The following is a 15,873-nucleotide window of genomic DNA, read 5'->3' as shown; positions in this document are numbered from 1 at the left end:
ACAGAAATCCCGGAAGCGGTCATTGGCGACTGAACAGACCATCGACGGCGACGAGGCGCACGCAAGCTTGCGCCGGGTTGCAGCCGTGGCCCGATCGTCACGTCGGGCGCGTCACTTAGAGGCGCGAGACAAGTCGATGAAGCGCTTCGCGCTCCCTGACCGGCGTGAAGAGCGCTGCCCGCTCCGCGCCGAACGCGTGCAGGTGTTCCAGAAATCGAGGCTCTTCTTCGGCTCGACAGAGCAGCGCAGCCAGGGCTGCATCGTCCCCGACCGGGAAATAGCCCGGATGTTCCGGGCCCAGGAGGCCCCGCGTCCCGGGGATGTCGGTGGCGAGGATCGGCAAGCCGGCGACGACCGCTTCCGACACCACGTTCGCGCCACCCTCCTGCTGCGAGCTGAGGACCATGACCCGGGCCCGTGTCAGCCAGCGCCGGACCAGGGAGCCGGGCTGGTCCCCGAGCCACTGGTAACGCGGGTTGTGCGCCATCTCTTCCCGAGCCCGATCGGCCCAGATCTGATCCCGCGCGCCGCCGAGGTGCACGATCCGGATCCGTGATCGAGCCGGCAGGCGCCGGGCCGCCCGGGCCGCGCAGAGCGGGTCCTTGACGGAGCGCAGGTGCGCGACGACGAGAACCTCGAAGGCATCGTCCGACATCGGCCAGCGATGCGCCCGCGCGGTGGCGGATTGATAGACCACCGCGACCTTGCCGCGGTGACGCACCGGGAGGGCATCGGGCACGCCATCGTGCAGGCCGATCAGGCAGTCCGCCAGATCGAGCGAGCGCAGGGTCGGCTCCGGGTCGGCCGCCAGATCGTGATAGAGATCCGTGCCGGTCAGGGCGACGATGAGCGGTCGATCCGGATACCGCGCCTTGAAGCGCGCGATCGACGCCGCGCTGCGCCAGGCGTGAAGCGCCAGCATCATGTCGACATCGGCGTCGTCCGGGTAGGACGTTGACACGTCGACTTGGTGCCCGAGTTCGCCGAGGATGCGCGCCCAGCGCATCGCCGTGGTCCGATTGCCGGCACGCGACGTTCTCGCCGCAGGTGTGATCAGGCTGATTCTCATGGTTGCGACAGGATCCCGGGACTTTTGATGAGCGCACAGGTCTCGACTGCCGATCTCGTGGCGATGCTGGGGGATGCCAGAGCGCGGACGCTCGAACTGGTGTCGGGCCTCGATCAGGATCGCCTGATGGGCCCACAGAGTGAGATCGTGAACCCCCTGCTGTGGGAAATCGGTCATCTCGCCTGGTTTCACGAGCATTTCATCCTGCGCGGGCTCGACCGGGCCCCGCCCCAACTGGCGGCAGCCGACGGGCTCTACGATTCCGCGCGGGTGCCCCACGCGACGCGCTGGTCGATCCCGCTGCCGGCTTTGCCCGACACCCTCGCCTACATGGCCCGCGTGCAGGAGGCGCTCGTCCGGCGCCTCGACGGCCGCGAACCGACACCGCAGGAGGCCGAGCTCTACCAGCTCGTCACCTTCCACGAGGACATGCACGACGAGGCCTTCACCTACACGCGTCAGACCCTGGGCTATCCGCGGCCGTCCTTCGCCGCCTCGGCCTCGGCCCGGGACACGGGGACGGGTCCCTGGCCAGGTGACGTCGCGGTCGGCGGGGGCACGTGGCAGCTCGGCGCCGAGCCTGGCGGCGGCTTCGTCTTCGACAACGAGAAATGGGCGCATCCCGTGTCCGTCGCGGCGTTCCGCATCGCCCGCGCGCCGGTGACCAACGGAGAGTTCGCCGCCTTTGTGGCGGATGGCGGCTATCGGAATCCCGCCTATTGGGATGCCGAGGGGGTGCGGTGGCGCGACGGATGCGGTGCCGAGCACCCGGTCTACTGGACGCCTCACGGGCGCGGCGCCTGGACCTGCCGGCGGTTCGACCGGGACGAGCCGCTGGCGCCCGATCAGCCGGTCGTCCACGTTAACTGGTACGAGGCCAATGCCTATTGCCGCTGGGCGGGCCGACGCCTGCCCACCGAAATCGAATGGGAGGCCGCAGCGGCCGGTGCGCCGATGCCCGACGGCAGGTTGAGCGACACCAAGCGCCCCTATCCCTGGGGGGACCGTGCGCCGACCCCGGAGCACGCCAACCTCGATGGCGGCCATCTCGGCTGTGTCGACGTCGCGGCCTACCCCGAGGGCGACAGCGCCTGGGGATGCCGGCAGATGCTCGGCAACGTCTGGGAATGGACGGCGAGCCCGTTCCTGCCTTTCCCGGGCTTCGCACCCGACGCCTACAAGGAATACTCGGAGCCCGCCTTCGGGACTCGCAAGGTCCTGCGGGGCGGTGCCTGGGCGACCCGCGCGCGGATGATCGATACCGCCTACCGCAACTTCTTCGGCCCGGAGCGTCGCGACGTGTTCGCCGGCTTCCGGACGGTGGCTCTCTAGATCGGGAACCGAGCGGTCGCGACGGCAGCGACGAGACGGAGCGCCGTCGTCGCGCCGTTGGCCTCGCCCTTCTCGAAATCGCCGGCCTGACCCATCTGGTTTGTCACGTGGGCGAAGCACAGGACGGCCTTGCCGCGCGCCTGCGCGAACGCGTAGAGGGCCGCCGCCTCCATCTCGACCGCGAGGATCCCCCGCGCCCGGGCCGCCGCGATCGCCTGCTCGGGCTCGCGATAGGGGGCGTCGGTCGTCCAAGTGGCGCCCCGTTCGACGGGCTCACCGATCCCTGTCAGCGCGGGCGCCACGGACGCCACCAAGGCCCGGGGCGCGTCAACGAACTCGCCCGGCGGCAGGTAATGGTAGCTCGTGCCCTCGTCGCGAAGAGCCGCCTCGATGAGGATGAAGTAGGGCGGCGCCCGCAGGGCCGTGATCTGTCCCGACGAGGTGATGCTGATCAGGAGTTCGCAGCCGGAGGCGAACAACTGCTCGGCGACCAGCACGGCGAAGGGCGCGCCGACCGCGCAACCGACGATGCCGATCGCGCGCCCGGCTTCCTCGAACCGGTGCAGGGTGCTGTGGTAGCAGGCCCAGTCGGGATCGGGCCTGGCCCGCCCGGTCGCGCAGAGGTGGCGGACGATGTCGCCGTCCGGGTCGAGGACGCACAGGGCCGGCACTCGGCCTGCGCCCAGACCGCGCTGCCGGCGGGCCTCGCGGAGCAGCTTCTCGGGCGTGAACGCCGAGGCCTCTCCGTGCGCCTTGTCGTGCAGGATCGGAGCGGTCGCCGGCTCGCAGGGCGGCATCAATGCCCTCAGGCCTCGACGCGGATCGCGGCAGGGCCGGCCTCGAACCGTCCGACCACGGCCGCCTGCGCGAAGCCCGCGGCGCGGCACTGGGCCAGGATCGCTTCCGCCCGCGCGGGGGTGCAGGTCACGAGCAGGCCCCCGGAGGTCTGGGGATCGGTGAGGATGTGCCGGCGCCAGTCCGGCAGGCCCTCGGGGAGCACAACCTGCCCCCCGAAGCTCGCCCAGTTCCGGTGCGAGGCGCCGGTGACGAAGCCCTCCCGCGCCAGGGCCTCGGCCCGGGGCAGGAGCGGGATGCCGCCCCCGGCGATCACGAAGGTCAGGCCGGCGCCGCGCGCGAGTTCCAGGCCGTGGCCCAGCAGGCCGAAGCCGGTGATGTCGGTGATGGCGTGGACCTCCGGATCGCGCGCCAGATCCGCCCCGACCTTGTTGAGGCGCGTCGTGGTGGCGACGAAATCCGTGTAGCCGGCGGCGTCGAGGGCTTCCCGCTTGATCGCCGCCGAGTAGATCCCGACGCCGAGGGGCTTGGTCAGGATGGCCACGTCGCCGGCGCGGGCATCGGCGTTGCGCCGCAGATGCGCGCGATCGCACGAGCCGATCACCGCCAGGCCGTAGATCGGCTCGGGCGTGTCGATCGAGTGGCCGCCCGCGATGGGGATGCCCGCCTCGGCGCAGGTGGCCGCGCCGCCCTTCAGGATCTCGGCGACGGTCTCGGGGGCGATCTTGCCGACCGGCATGCCCAGGATGGCCAGCGCCAGCAACGGCTTGCCGCCCATCGCGTAGACGTCGGAGATGGCGTTGGTGGCGGCGATCCGGCCGAAATCGTGCGGGTCGTCCACCATCGGCGTGAAGAAGTCCGTGGTGGCGATCAGGCAAGTACCGTCGTCCAGGGCCCAGACCGCCGCATCGTCGGCGGTCTCGTTGCCGACCAGCAGGCGTTCGAAGGGACCGGCGACCGGCTGATCGGCCAGGAGCGCGCGCAGCACCGCGGGATCGAGCTTGCAGCCGCACCCGCCGCCGTGGGCGAGGCTGGTGAGACGAACCGGGGGCGTATCCATCGATCAATCCTCTCGTGTCGTGATTCGGGACGGACCGTGTCGGGCACGGGGTCACCAGACAAGCGCAGGCATCCGGTATAGCCGGTCGGACGCGACCATCGGCGGGGGCTGCGCAGCTCCGATCTGGAGCGCCGCGAATCCGTTTCCCAGTGCACCCGCCACGTCGAGGGCGACGGTGTCACCGATCCCCAGGACCTGCGCGGGGGCGACAGGCCGTCCGCGGACGCTCGCGGCCTTGTCCAGGGCGCGGCGATAGATCAGGGCGCCGGGCTTCCCGGTCTCGACGACATGCCCGCCGAGGGCGCGGTAGCGCTCCGCGACGAGACCAGCGAAGCGCAGGCGCGTCGCGCCCACCGTCAGGCTCGTGTCGGGGTTGGTACAGAGCAGGCGCTGACCGCGCCGGAGCGCGGCTTCGAGGGTCGCGTCGAGGTCGTCGTCGCGATCCGGATAGCCCGTGCAGACGATTTCTTCGGCGGCGTGCACCGAGACCGGCGTGACCGGCAGCCCCTCGAACAGGACCCGGTCGCGCGCCGGCCCGATGTGATGGACGCGCCGGACACCCGCCGCAGCAAGGAGGCTCCGGGCGATGTCGGCTCCGGTCACGAGGTCGTCGTAGGCGTCCAAGATCCCCCGGGCTCGGAGGGATTCCGCCAGACGCGTCCCGGGCTCGGCCGCGTTCGAGACGAGGATCACCGTGCCCCCGCCGGACCGGAAGGCGGCCAGCGCGTCGGCGGCGGCGGGAAAGACCCGCGCCGCGTCGTGGAGCACGCCGAAGACGTCGCACAGGATGACCGCATAGGCCTCCGTGACCCAGCTCAGACCGGCGAGCGCCGCGGGCGCGTCAGCCACGGGCGGGCCGCGCCTGGACGATAGTCGTGCAGGCGCTCTCGAGCTTCGGCAGGTCGCGGGCCGGGGCCATGACGACCGACAGGGGGCGGATCTCGCCGCGCACGATCGGGCAGTACGGGTCGACCTGATCGAGCCGCTCCATCAGCCGCCGCCGCCCGGCGCAGCCTCCGTGGCAGGAATCCTCGTAGGCGCAGCCCCGGCAGGGTTCCGGCAGGGCCCGGACCGCCACGAAGGGGTCCGTGGCGACGATCGCGCTGCCGGCCTGACGCAGGGTCTCGAGGCTCTGGCCGGTGCCGCCCCAGTATACGCAGGGTTGCACCGTCGCGCGGGGCGTGACGCGCACCGTGCCGACCCCGCATCCGCCCCGGCGCGCCGGGAGACCCGCCATGGCCCGGACGAGCGGCTCGCCGATGGCGATCACGTCGGTCTCGGCGAAGAGGCGCGCGAACCCGTCCCAGTATTCCGCGTAGGTGAGCGCGAAGGCGTCCGTACGCACCGCCTGGTAGACGTTGATGCGCAGCGGCGCATCGAAGCCGCGGGCCAGGGCGGCGATCTCGTGCAGCCGGTCGAAATTGGTCCGCATCATCACGGCGATGAAGGTGACGCCGACGCCCAGCGCCCTGCAGCGGGCGGCCTGCGCCATCACGAGGTCCCAGTTGCCGACCCCGCGCTGCGCGTCCTGCTCCTCCCGGGTGGGATAGTCGATCGAGAATTCCACGTCGGCGAAGGCCTGCACCGCCGCGTCATCCATCACGGCGATCGAGTGCCCGTTCGACGTGATCGTGAGCTTGATCGGCTCGGCCCGGAGCAGATCGAGAAGCTGCGGGAACTGGGGGTGCATCCCGTTCTCGCCGGTCCCCAGATTGACCGAGCGCACCGGCAGGCTGTCGAGCACCGTCCGCAGCTGTTCCGGTCCGAGCCGATCCAGGCGATCGGGATCGCGGTAGCAGAAGGAACAGGCGAGATTGCACTCGTTGGTGAGCCCGACGCCCAGGGCGAATGACGGTGCCGGGGCGACGGTGTCCGGCTCCGGAGGCTGCGGCGTCCCGGCGTCCATGGCTATGAATCCTCTTGCCTGATCTCGCCAGGCACCATCGGGCGACCGGCGCCCGGTTTTGGGCGTCATGGCGTCCTTCGCACGGCCGGCCGCATGGGTAACATCACATCTTCAGCAAGATTGATCACCGCGGCCGGACTTCACTCTCTACACCGGGACAGCCGTTAAGGCCGAAGTCGAACCGACCGAAGTCGTGACAGCGCCCGCCGGGCCGATTGCCGCAGCGACGCGACTTCGCGATGGGTAACCGCACGGTGCGGTAACACGAATAAGCGCCATCAGCAGGCTTCGCCGAGCGCTCCGCTAGACATGGGCTAGCTGTCAGTTGATTGGACATCGATGCCGGCGTGGCGTCGATCGCAGTCGGAATCCGGACGGGAGCACTCGATGCTGAGACGGACAATGGGCCGGGTGTTGCTGGGCGCGCTGGCTTGCCTCGCGCTGCCCCGGGCCGCCGGCGCGCAGGGCGGCGCCAAGCCGACCTTCGTCTTCACCGGCATCCCCGACCAGGACGAGAGCCGCCTCGTCGAGCGCTTCGGCAAGGTCGCCGCCTACCTCGAGGGCAAGCTCGGCGTGCCGGTGAAGTACCTCCCGGTGAAGAATTACCCGGCGGCGGTCACGGCCTTCACGAACGGGCAGGTCCAGCTCGCATGGTTCGGCGGCTTTACCGGGGTGCAGGCGCGCAAGGCCGCGCCCGGGGCGCAGGCGATCGCGCAAGGCGCCGAGGACGCGGCGTTCAAGACCTATCTCATCGCCAACACCAAGACGGGCCTGGCGCGCTCGGCCGACTTCCCGAAGGCGATCGCCGGCAAGACCTTCACGTTCGGCTCCCGGGCCTCGACCTCGGGCCGGCTGATGCCGGAATACTTCATCCGCGAGGCGTTCCCGGGCAAGACGCCCGAGGAGGTGTTTTCCCGCGTCGGTTTCTCCGGCGATCACAGCCGCACGATCCAGCTCGTCCAGTCCGGGGCCTTCGAGGTCGGGGCGGTCGACTATTCGGTCTGGGATCTCGACAGCAAGGCCGGCAAGACCGACCCGAAGGACGTCGGCATCATCTGGGAGAGCCCGCCCTTCCCGGATTACCAGTGGACCGTGCGCGGCGATGTCGACGCGATCTATGGGGCCGGGTTCACGGATCGGTTGAAGGCGGCGCTGATAGACATCACCGATCCCGCGATCCTCGCGCCCTTCGCGCGCTCGAAGTTCATCCCGGTGACCAACGCCGCCTACGAGCCGGTGGAGCGCGTGGCGAAATCCACGGGCCTGCTGGATTGAGGCGCGCGCCGCCGTGAGCCTGCCCCGAGCCGAAGCCGAAGTCGTTCTGTCGGGCGCGACGGCGGCCTATGACGGCAAGCCCGTCCTGTTCGGCGTGGACCTCACGGTCCGGGCGGGCGAGCGCGTCGCGCTGATGGGTCGGTCGGGCGCCGGGAAGTCCACCCTGCTCGGGCTGATCCACGCCCAGGCCCAGCCACGGGTGGCCCTGATCCCGCAGGCGGCCGCCCTGGTGCGGACGCTCTCGGTGTTCCACAACGTCTACTTGGGCCGCCTGGATCGGCGCTCGACCCTGCACAACCTGCGCACCCTGGCGTTCCCGGCCCGCGCCGATCTCGAGGAAATCAGCGGGATCCTCGGGGAGGTCGGGCTCGCCGACGCGGTCCGGGCCAAGGCCGGGGCGCTGTCGGGCGGCCAGCAGCAGCGCGTCTCCGTGGCGCGAGCGCTCTACAACGGGCGCCCGATCCTGCTCGGCGACGAGCCGGTCTCGGCCCTGGACCGCAGGCAGGGCGGCGTGATCCTTGAGCGGATGGCCGCCCGCCACCAGACCCTCGTCCTGGCGCTCCACGACATCGCCCTGGCGCTGGCGCACACGGACCGGATCGTGGTCCTCGATGCGGGTCGGATCGTCCTCGACGCGCCCGCCCGCGACCTGGACGAGGCGGCCCTCGCCCCGTTCTACGGGCAGGCCGCGTGAAAGTCCTCCACCTGACGGCGGGCCGCGGCTATGCCGCCGCAACGCGCTGGTTCGTCGGCGGCGCGGCGGCGGCGCTGCTGCTGGCCGACCTCGCCGTCACCAGCCTCCATCCCTGGGCCGACCTGCAGCGCCTGCTCGCCGGCCTGGTCCACCCGGATTTCCCGTCGGTGGAGATCTGGAGCGTCGTCTACACCGTCGCCTTCGCGATCCTCGGCGTCACGCTCGGGGCCGGGACCGGCTTCGTCCTCGCCATCCCGTTCGCGAAGGTCCGGAGCGTGCGGCTCGCCTGCGCCGGCCTGCGCTCGGTCCACGAGCTGTTCTGGGCGCTGCTGCTGACGCAGGTGTTCGGCCTGTCGGCGACCACCGGCATCCTCGCCATCGCGCTGCCCTATGCGGGCATCTGCGCCAAGGTCTATTCCGAGATCATCGAGGAGGCGGATCTGTCCGCCCTGCGGGTCCTTCCGGCGGGCACCGGCGCCCTCTCAGCCTTCGCCTACGGCCGCCTGCCGGAGGTCGCCGCGGCCTTCCGGCACTACACGCTCTACCGGTTCGAATGCGCCATGCGCTCGACCCTGGTGCTCGGCTTCATCGGCCTGCCCACCATGGGCTTCTACCTTGAATCCGCCTTCCGCCAGGGCCGGTACGCCGAGGCCGGGGCCCTGCTCCTGATCTTCTACGTCCTGATCGGCTCCCGCCGCCTCTGGATGCGCCTCTCGACCCTGCCGGTCCTACTCGTGGGAAGCGTTCTCGCCCTGCCCAAGACCATCGGGACGACCGACTGGCTGACCGGCCTCGGCCGGTTCCTCGGCCACGACATCGTCCCGAGCCCGCTCCGCTCCGGCGCGCTCCTCGACCCGGCGACCTGGAGCCGGTTCGGGCTCTGGCTCCGGCCGATCGTGACGGAGCAGATCCTACCCGGCGCGCTCCAGACCCTGGTGCTGGCGCAGATCGCGCTGGTCGCGACCGGCCTCGGCGCGCTGCTCCTGTTTCCCCTCGCCTCCCGCCGCTTCGCCGGGCCGGTCGGGCAGCCGTTCGGGCGGGTCCTGCTGGTGATCGTGCGCTCGACGCCGGAATACATGCTGGCCTACGTTCTGCTGCAGCTGCTCGGCCCCTCGATGCTGCCGGCGATCCTGGCGCTGACGATCCACAATGCCGGCATCGTCGGCTACCTCATGGGCCGCCACGCCGACGACCTCGCCTACCGCCCCGACGCACCGACCGGCCTGAATCTCTACGCCTACGAGACGCTGCCCCGGCTCTACGGACAGTTCCTGGCGTATCTGCTGTATCGCTGGGAGCTGATCCTGCGCGAGAGCGCGATCTTCGGCATCCTCGGGGTCGCGACGCTCGGCTTCTACGTCGATGCCGCGATCTCCGAGCTGCGCCTGGACGTCGCCGTGGTGCTGATCGTCGCCACGGCGCTCCTGACCGCGCTGGTCGATGCCCTGTCCCGGGCCTTGCGCCGGTCGCTGCGCCTCACCGATCTGCCGACACGGCTGTCCAGACCCCTGCACGGGTCCGCGGCCGACCCGCCGCTGCGGGCGGCCTGTACCTGACGGCGCGCAGCCCTTGAGACGCAGCACCTGAGACGCAGGCTTTCAGAGGATCGATGCGATGCGGACGGACCCCTTCACCGACACGTGGCTGTTCCTGATCGGGCAGCAGAGCGACGAGGTCGCCCTCGGCTGGGGGCGCTGGCTGGTCGCCGGCGGTTTCGCATTGCTGGTCCTGGCCAGCATCGTCATCGCGATCCGGGAATGGATCGAGGACCCGGCACAGCGGACGGGCCGCGACGTCACCCTGTGGGCGCTGCGCGCCCTGATCGGCGGCATGTGGTTCCAAGGCATGCTCTGGAAGCTGCCGCTCTTCTCCACCGAGAACGGGCTCTACTATTGGACCGGCGAGGAGGTGACGAACGCCGCCTTCGCGATCCACCGGGAGTTCGTGAAGGGCGTGCTGCTGCCGACGCCGAACTTCTACATCCTGGACGCGCTGGTGTTCGTCACGGAGCTGACCTTCGCGGTCTCGCTGCTGCTCGGGCTCGGCGTCCGGATCGTCGGCGCGATCGGTGTCGCGTTCGTCGCCCAGCTCTGGCTCGGCCTGTACCTGCACCCGCAGGAATGGCCGTGGACCTACGTCTTCCTCGGCGGTCTCATGGCCCTGTTCAGCGTCTTCGCGGCGGGCCGGAGCCTGGGCCTCGACGCCGCGCTGCGCCGCCGGTACCCGCCCGGCCTGACCTTCGGATGGGCCGCCGGCCTGGTCCGCGTCGTGACCTGAGGGGCGGCGCGTCAGCCGGACCGGCGCCCCTCGCGGGACAGGGCGCGGGCGAGGCGCAGGAAGGTCGTGCCGATGACCCAGGCGGCGCGTATCCCCGCCCGCCAATCCCCCGACACCTTCGAGGCGCCGCCCTGCCGCGGGCGCTGCCCGGCGGCGACCTCCTCGCAGCGCAGGCCCGCCGCGGCGGCGCGCATCAGCATCTCGAGGTTCCAGCCATAGGTCTCGTCCCGCATGCCGAGGCGCTCCAGCGCGTCGCGGCGGATCGCCCGGTAGGGCGACATGTCGGTGAAGCGGGCCCCGTAGGTGAGCCGCAGCAGCCAGCCGGCGAGGTGACCGGCGACGATCTGCTGGGGGCTCATGGCGCCCGGCTCGCGATCGCCACGGATCCGGGAGCCATGCACGAAATCGGCCCGGCCGGCGCGGATCGGATAGAGCAGGGCCGGGACGCGGTCGAGCCGGTCGCTGCCGTCGCCGTCGACGAACAGGACGATGCGGGTCTCCGGCGGCAGCGCGGCGATCCCGGTCTGGATCGCCCGCCCGTAGCCTCGGCGGCGCTCGAGGATCACGCGCCCGCCCGCGGCGGCGGCCCGCTCCCGGGTGGCGTCCCGCGAGCCGCCATCGACGACGAGGACCGCGTCGGCCCCGTTCGCCAGGAGCCCCGCGACGACGCCGCCGATCGCGGTCGCCTCGTCGAGGCAGGGCACGATGGCCGTGACGCAGGCTGCGGCGGTCACAGGCTCCAGCGGAGCCCGCAATTGCCGCAGGCCTGCGGCGGCGTGTCGGACAGCAGGGCCGCCCGGAAATCCGCGTAGGCCGGCCCGTTCCAGATCGCCCGCAGGGTGTCCTGCGTGGCGTCGCCGAGGGTGTAGTTCTCGTAGCCGCGCTGCGAGAACGGCGCGATGCAGCACGGCAGCGCCCGGCCATTGGCGGTGACGTACATCACGTTCCAGGGCCGGCGGCAGAGCGACCAGGGCGAGCCGTCCGCGTCGCGGCGGAGGCTCATTCCCGGCTCGCTCGCCGCCCCCGAGGCCGAGAAGGTGAGCCCGAGCGCGCGCGCGACCGCCTCGGCCTCGGTGAGGTAATGGGACTCGTCCGCCTCCATGCGTTCGTAGAGGGCCTGATCCGGCCGCGCCATGCCGAGGGCGTCGTCCGCGAAGTAGACCAGCCGCTGGAGGTAGACCTCCTTCACGCCGGCCTCGGCCGCCACCCGCACGAAGTCGGGCAGCTCCGGCAGGGTCTCCTTGAGGCCGGTGAGCCAGGCCGAGACGCGGGGCGTGGTGTGGCCCTCGCGCTCCTGCAGCGCCCGGAAGGCCCGGACGTTCTTCAGGATCCGCTCGAAATAGTCCTTGCCGCGCACCGTGATGTAGGAGGCGCGCGTCGAGGCATCGAGCGAGACGCGCAGCTCGTCCAGGCCGGCCTCGATCAGGGCCCGCCCGTTCTTCTCCGACAGCACCGTGCCGTTGGTGTTGAACAGGACGTAGGTTCCGCGATCCTTGAGGTAGCGGACCATGCGGGGCAGGTCCTTGACCAGCATCGGCTCGCCGACCCCGTGGAGCACGGCGCGGCTCAGATCCGGCACCTGGTCGACGATGGAGGTGAAAAGCGCCCAGCTCATATCGGCCGGCGGTTCGAGCTCGACATAGGTGCGCGGGCAGGTGGTGCAGAGCAGGTTGCAGCGGTTCGTCACCTCCAGATAGAGGCAGACCGGCATGCGCTCGACGACGGTCCCGGCCGTCCGCGGCGCCGCCTCGTGGTAGCGGCGCGGGTCGACGGCCGGCGCCGCGGGTTGCGTGGCTGTGGTCATCGGATGAGCCCGGAACGGCGGCGGATTTCGACCTGCACCAGCGCCGCGGCCGCCACCAGGGCCGCGAGGATCGCCGAGCGGGCGTCATAGGAGAGCTGCGGATCGCCAGGAACGACGTCGTAGAGCATGAAGCCTCCCACCGTGAGGACCCAACCCGGAAGCGTGGCAGCGACACTTAGAAAGGGCACAGCCATCAGGAAGTACCATGGGAATTCGGGCGAGAGCAGAAAGAGTAACGTCGCGATCGAACAATTGATGTCGCGCAGGCTCCGCTCCGGCGTCCGGATTCTTTGGAACCCGGTCCGCAGCGCCAGCACCGTCAGGATCACAAGGCAGACGGCGAGGTAGATCTGGGTGTCGTGAGGCCACGTCCCGATCGTTTGCCGCCACAGCCGCAGCAGGGTGAAGCCCCAGCCCGAAGACAGGCCCTGCTCGTCGGCGTAGCCCGTGGCGAGGAAGCCGAGCACGCCGCTCCCGACGGACAGGTAGGGCAGACAGGCGAGCGCGATCACGACCGGCACGAGGGCGACCATCCGCCAGTCCCAGGGCCGCCACAGGCCGGGCAGCGCGATCAGGGCGAACGGCTTGGCTAGCGTTGCCAGCACCACCGATGTCGCGCCCGCATAACGGCGGCCGACGGCCAGCGCCAGCCACAGGCCGAGCATCATCAGGGCGATCATCAGGCCGTCGACATGGCCCTGGCCTGCGATCTCCCAGACCGGGAGCGGGTGCCACGCGTAGGCCGCGACGCGGGCCCCCGACTGTCCCGTGAGGCGCAGCAGACCGATCAGGGCGAAGATCGTCATGCCCTCGCACGCCACGAGGGCGACCTTGATGGCGAGCGGGCTCGCCGAGATGCGGGTGACGAGGAGGAAGAACGCCTGGGCCACCGGGGGGTAGATGGTCACCGCGTAGTCGGCGCGGTTGATGAACGGATAGACCTGTGCATCGCGCAGGAAACTCAGAGCCGGGTCGGCCGGGACATAGCGGTAGGGGTTGATACCGGCGCCCTGCACCACCCCGTCCCAGACGTAGCGGAAGATGTCGGTCGACAGGATCGGCGGCGCGGACAGCGCGAGAAGACGCATCGCGAGGCCGGCCCCGACAATGATGATGAGCGCCCGGGGCCCCGTGGTGTCCGCCGTGCGCGCGGCCAGGGCGGTGATCACGCCGCCGGCGCAGGCGAGCGCCAGGAACGCATCGTCGCCGAAGCTCCGAAGGAGCGGCATGCCGAGCCCGATCAGCACGGTTCCGGCGATGCCGAGGACCGTCAGGCGACGGACGGGGCTCAGGCGTCACGCCATTGGTTCAGCAGCGCGCGCGTCGCGTGCGCCTGACCCCCGACTATGTCGTCCGCGGCGAACGCCGGCGGGAGGCCCGCGATCTCGTCCTGCAGGAGGCGGAATGTCGCCGCGTCGTCGATGTCGTACCAGGGGGCAAGCACCTCGGCCTCCAGGCTGATGGCGGCGGCCTGCTCCAGCGTACGGGTCAGCACCGCGTCCGTGCTCCACGGGATGCCGGTGAAGAGTTCGGGATGGTCGGCCTTCAGCCCGATATGGGTGTAGCCGCCGTCGATGGCGGGCCCCAGCACCACGCGGTCCCCGGACCGTCGCAGGGTGGTGACGGTGTCCGTGAGCAGCGATGCGGGTAGGGTCGGCGTGTCGGCGTTGATCAGCACGACACAGTCATGCGCCTGCTCGGTCAGCAGACGACGCACGGCCGTTCCGAGGATGAGTCCGAAATCGGATCCTTCTTGAAGCAGCAGGCGGAAGGCGGGCGGCAGGATGGCAGCGAGCTCGGCCTCCGATCCCGCGGGCGCATAGATGCCGTATCCCTGTCTGCCCAGCCCCTCCGGGACCGCGAGCACGACACCGGCGACATCCGCCAGGAAACAGGCAGACAGACGGGCCGCCTTCTCCGGGCCGAGGCGTGCGGCAAGGCGCGTCTTGGTCAGGCCGGGGCGCGGGGCCTTGCACATAATCCCGAGCGCTGCCGTCATGCGTCCCCCATGTCGGCGCAGCGCCGCGCGCCCGAAGCTGTGATGGGACGAAGCGTCCGCTGCAAAGGGAGAGCAAATTGTTGCTGGAAAGCCAAATCACAAAGTGCGACCGGGTTGGCTCCCGCGGCTGATGAGGATCTGCGGGATGCCTGCACCGGGCCGTTCGGAGGCCGCACTGACCGGGCGCTTGGTGGGGCGCGCGCCTCCGGGAGAAGGGCTGTCCGCCCTTGCCATCGCCGCACGCGGAAGCGGACCAGCCGCTTTCGGCCAGACTACGTCACGTCCGAACGCCAACGTGTGCAGAACCGGACATTCGGCTTGGCGCCCAACCCGGCCATTCGTCGCTCTTCGCCAAATTCCTGGAAGCAGACATTGCGACTATGACGGACAACAAACTAGGGCATTGATCGCGTCGCCCGAGGACTCACGCCTTCACAAGGACGCCCCTTCGACACTTATGGACCTGCCTCAGAATGGCCCTCGCCCGCGGATTCATAAGCTTCCCTTAAGCGGCGGCTGAAGTCTTGCGCCAGCGGATAGACAAAAGCCGTTTGCAGGCGGCAGGATGATGGGAGGAAAGATTGGAGCCGCATCTCGTTCGTGCGGTCCTCGGTCTCGTGATTGGATGTGCGCTCGGCTACGCGGCGCGGCGCGGCCGCTTCTGCACGCTCGGTGCCCTGGAAGACGCCGTCTACGGGCGGGACACCCGGCGGTTGCGCGCCTGGGCGCTGGCCATCGCCGTCGCGATGGTCGGTGTCTATGTCTTGCGTTGGAACGGTCTCGAACTGCGCCGGACGCTGTACGCCGCGCCGCAGCTCGAACTCGGCCCTCTGATCCTCGGCGGGCTGACCTTCGGGTTCGGCATGGCGCTCGTCGGTAATTGCGCCTTCGGGAACCTTCTTCGGCTCGGAGGAGGAGACCTGAAAGCTCTGATCGCTCTTCTCGTCGCTGCCATTTCGGCGGTGATGGCGATGCGGGGGCTCACCGCCATTGTCCGGGTGGCGGCCGTCGACCCTCTTTCCGTGCAGATACCCAACGGGCGCTTGCAACTCCTTCCGGATCTGCTCGGCGTCGGGCGCCCCGCCTCGATGGTTCTCGCGGTCGCATGCGCCGCCGTCCTGGCCGGCTACGCTTTTGCGGACAAAGCCTTCCGAAAAGACCGGAAGCTCGCCGCGGCGGCTATCGTGATCGGATTGTACGTCACCGCGGGATGGTGGGCGACGGGGTTTGCCGGGTTCGATACCTTCGGAGCCGAGCGACCGATGTCGCTTAGCTTCGCCCGGCCGGTTGGCGATGCCGTTCTCTTCGCGATGCTGGCCTCCGGGATGCGGGTGGATTTCGGCATCGCCTCGGTCGTGGGCGTCCTTCTGGGAGCCTTCATCGAGGCGTGGCGGGCGCGAAGTTTCCGCTGGGAAGCCCCGGACGACGCGGGAGAGCTGCGGCGGCACGTTGTCGGCGCGTTCCTGATGGGAACCGGCGGGATCACGGCTTTGGGCTGCACCATCGGCCAGGGTGTCACCGGCATCGCAACCTTGGTCAGCCCCCATTGAAGTGGTCCGCCCTTTGGTATGGCTTTTGAGCCTGGAGGACGGACAAGATGGCAAAGCACCCGAAGCCCGAGGAGATCGTCGCCAAGCTACGGCAGGCGGACGTGCTGATCTC

At 70.3% G+C, this 15,873-nt stretch carries 15 protein-coding genes; 6 read left to right on the top strand and 9 right to left on the bottom strand.

All coding sequences use genetic code 11. From position 1 onward, the window contains the following. Nucleotides 1-115: 115 nt before the first annotated feature. Nucleotides 116-1,069, bottom strand: a complete 954-nt coding sequence (gene senB, locus ACS5RC_RS25390; protein WP_478346708.1) for a selenoneine biosynthesis selenosugar synthase SenB — start codon at nucleotides 1,067-1,069, stop codon at nucleotides 116-118. A gap of 27 nt (nucleotides 1,070-1,096) precedes the next feature. Between senB and senA the strand changes: the two genes are divergently transcribed. Next, nucleotides 1,097-2,401, top strand: a complete 1,305-nt coding sequence (senA, locus tag ACS5RC_RS25385) for a selenoneine synthase SenA (RefSeq protein WP_478346707.1) — start codon at nucleotides 1,097-1,099, stop codon at nucleotides 2,399-2,401. Here senA and ACS5RC_RS25380 read toward each other — a convergent pair. Genes ACS5RC_RS25380 through ACS5RC_RS25365 form a run of 4 tightly spaced genes read right to left on the bottom strand, consistent with a single transcriptional unit; the run spans nucleotide 2,398 to nucleotide 6,162 of the window. Further along, entirely contained in the window at nucleotides 2,398-3,198 is an 801-nt protein-coding gene (locus ACS5RC_RS25380) for a nucleoside phosphorylase (protein WP_478346706.1), read from the bottom strand. The genes senA and ACS5RC_RS25380 overlap by 4 nt on opposite strands. 8 nt (nucleotides 3,199-3,206) lie before the next feature. After that, nucleotides 3,207-4,256: a selenide, water dikinase SelD gene (gene selD / locus ACS5RC_RS25375; RefSeq protein ID WP_478346705.1), complete on the bottom strand. Its 1,050-nt coding sequence runs from the start codon at nucleotides 4,254-4,256 to the stop codon at nucleotides 3,207-3,209. Between the two features lie 51 nt (nucleotides 4,257-4,307). Continuing rightward, entirely contained in the window at nucleotides 4,308-5,105 is a 798-nt protein-coding gene (locus tag ACS5RC_RS25370) for a TIGR01459 family HAD-type hydrolase (protein WP_478346704.1), read from the bottom strand. Further along, nucleotides 5,098-6,162 carry a radical SAM protein gene (locus tag ACS5RC_RS25365; RefSeq protein WP_478346703.1) on the bottom strand — a complete coding sequence of 355 codons (1,065 nt, stop codon included), beginning with the start codon at nucleotides 6,160-6,162 and terminating at the stop codon, nucleotides 5,098-5,100. The genes ACS5RC_RS25370 and ACS5RC_RS25365 overlap by 8 nt, the downstream gene beginning before the upstream one ends. A gap of 387 nt (nucleotides 6,163-6,549) precedes the next feature. Between ACS5RC_RS25365 and ACS5RC_RS25360 the strand changes: the two genes are divergently transcribed. Genes ACS5RC_RS25360 through ACS5RC_RS25345 form a run of 4 tightly spaced genes read left to right on the top strand, consistent with a single transcriptional unit; the run spans nucleotide 6,550 to nucleotide 10,408 of the window. After that, on the top strand, nucleotides 6,550-7,437 hold the full coding sequence (locus ACS5RC_RS25360; RefSeq protein ID WP_478346702.1) for a putative selenate ABC transporter substrate-binding protein: 888 nt from the start codon (nucleotides 6,550-6,552) through the stop codon (nucleotides 7,435-7,437). A 13-nt stretch (nucleotides 7,438-7,450) separates the two neighbouring features. Continuing rightward, nucleotides 7,451-8,131 carry an ATP-binding cassette domain-containing protein gene (locus ACS5RC_RS25355; protein ID WP_478346701.1) on the top strand — a complete coding sequence of 227 codons (681 nt, stop codon included), beginning with the start codon at nucleotides 7,451-7,453 and terminating at the stop codon, nucleotides 8,129-8,131. Continuing rightward, the gene (locus ACS5RC_RS25350; protein ID WP_478346700.1) at nucleotides 8,128-9,687 is read left to right on the top strand and encodes a PhnE/PtxC family ABC transporter permease; all 1,560 of its coding nucleotides are present in this window, start codon (nucleotides 8,128-8,130) and stop codon (nucleotides 9,685-9,687) included. Before ACS5RC_RS25355 ends, ACS5RC_RS25350 begins: the two co-directional genes overlap by 4 nt. A gap of 58 nt (nucleotides 9,688-9,745) precedes the next feature. Then, nucleotides 9,746-10,408: a DoxX family protein gene (locus tag ACS5RC_RS25345; RefSeq protein ID WP_478346699.1), complete on the top strand. Its 663-nt coding sequence runs from the start codon at nucleotides 9,746-9,748 to the stop codon at nucleotides 10,406-10,408. 11 nt (nucleotides 10,409-10,419) lie between these two features. Here ACS5RC_RS25345 and ACS5RC_RS25340 read toward each other — a convergent pair whose 3' ends face one another. Genes ACS5RC_RS25340 through ACS5RC_RS25325 form a run of 4 tightly spaced genes read right to left on the bottom strand, consistent with a single transcriptional unit; the run spans nucleotide 10,420 to nucleotide 14,211 of the window. After that, complete coding sequence (locus ACS5RC_RS25340) at nucleotides 10,420-11,142, bottom strand: glycosyltransferase family 2 protein (RefSeq protein ID WP_478346698.1); 723 nt, start codon at nucleotides 11,140-11,142, stop codon at nucleotides 10,420-10,422. Further along, entirely contained in the window at nucleotides 11,139-12,212 is a 1,074-nt protein-coding gene (locus ACS5RC_RS25335; protein WP_478346697.1) for a radical SAM protein, read from the bottom strand. Before ACS5RC_RS25335 ends, ACS5RC_RS25340 begins: the two co-directional genes overlap by 4 nt. Further along, complete coding sequence (locus tag ACS5RC_RS25330; RefSeq protein WP_478346696.1) at nucleotides 12,209-13,441, bottom strand: MptA/MptB family glycosyltransferase; 1,233 nt, start codon at nucleotides 13,439-13,441, stop codon at nucleotides 12,209-12,211. The genes ACS5RC_RS25335 and ACS5RC_RS25330 overlap by 4 nt, the downstream gene beginning before the upstream one ends. Nucleotides 13,442-13,500: 59 nt before the next feature. Beyond that, nucleotides 13,501-14,211: a TIGR04282 family arsenosugar biosynthesis glycosyltransferase gene (locus tag ACS5RC_RS25325; RefSeq protein WP_478346695.1), complete on the bottom strand. Its 711-nt coding sequence runs from the start codon at nucleotides 14,209-14,211 to the stop codon at nucleotides 13,501-13,503. 581 nt (nucleotides 14,212-14,792) lie between these two features. On the opposite strand from ACS5RC_RS25325, the gene ACS5RC_RS25320 reads away from it, so the two are divergent. Continuing rightward, nucleotides 14,793-15,761, top strand: a complete 969-nt coding sequence (locus ACS5RC_RS25320; protein ID WP_478346694.1) for a YeeE/YedE family protein — start codon at nucleotides 14,793-14,795, stop codon at nucleotides 15,759-15,761. Nucleotides 15,762-15,873: the final 112 nt, after the last annotated feature.

Source organism: Methylobacterium sp. HJ2 (assembly GCF_056431005.1).
The sequence above is the reverse complement of the archived record's forward strand: the minus strand, read 5'-3'. Positions and strand labels throughout refer to the sequence as shown.